Annotated in this window: 1 protein-coding gene and 1 pseudogene; both read right to left on the bottom strand. The window is 62.3% G+C overall.

What is annotated here, in order from left to right; translation table 11 throughout:
- Positions 1-132 (bottom strand): annotated as a pseudogene (locus tag DBR24_RS07755) (cytochrome c biogenesis protein DipZ); the annotation flags it as partial.
- 39 nt (positions 133-171) lie between these two features.
- On the bottom strand, positions 172-426 hold the full coding sequence (locus tag DBR24_RS07750) for a hypothetical protein (RefSeq protein ID WP_128614412.1): 255 nt from the start codon (positions 424-426) through the stop codon (positions 172-174).
- Positions 427-514: the final 88 nt, after the last annotated feature.

Here is a 514-nt window from a genome sequence, read left to right as displayed (position 1 = left end):
GGCCATGCCACCGAGAGTCAGCAGGATCGACGAGCGCCGGCGGTTGGCGCCGGCGAACAGGAACGGCACCACCGGCAAAATGCAGGGGCTGAGGACGGTCAGCAGACCGCCGAGGAATGCAATGAGATACATGATGATCACCCTGTGTAAATGTGCGCCCTTGTGGAGGGCTCAGGCGCTCTGGCTTTGCAGCCACTGGCCCTGCGGTGTGCGGCTTGCGCCGTTCTCGGCAAACATCTGGCCCTGCGGCGTGCGGCTGGCACCGTCGGCGGCGAGCGAGCTATCAATGCTCTGTCTGGCCATCGGCGTCAGCTGCAAGCAACTGCCGCCGTGGCAGCTATTCTGTTCAACCGACGCATCGGCATGGGCAGCGAAGCCGCTGAGGGAAAAGGCGATGGCGGTCAAAAAACGCGAGACGTTGTGCATGGTGATTCTCCAGAGAATTGGAATGACTCAGTTGTCGTTGTTGCAGCCGTCGGCGAACTTGCGGTAATCCAGCACCTGCGTGGCGCCG

Source organism: Pseudomonas sp. HMWF006, from assembly GCF_003061205.1.
Lineage (GTDB): Bacteria > Pseudomonadota > Gammaproteobacteria > Pseudomonadales > Pseudomonadaceae > Aquipseudomonas > Aquipseudomonas monsensis.
Note: the sequence above shows the minus strand (reverse complement) of the source record. Positions and strands in the feature narration are given on the sequence as shown.

Excerpts from the sequence above, each read along its gene's own strand:
- DBR24_RS07750 (WP_128614412.1), bottom strand. The coding sequence starts at position 426 with ATGCACAACGTCTCGCGTTTTTTGACCGCCATCGCCTTTTCCCTCAGC.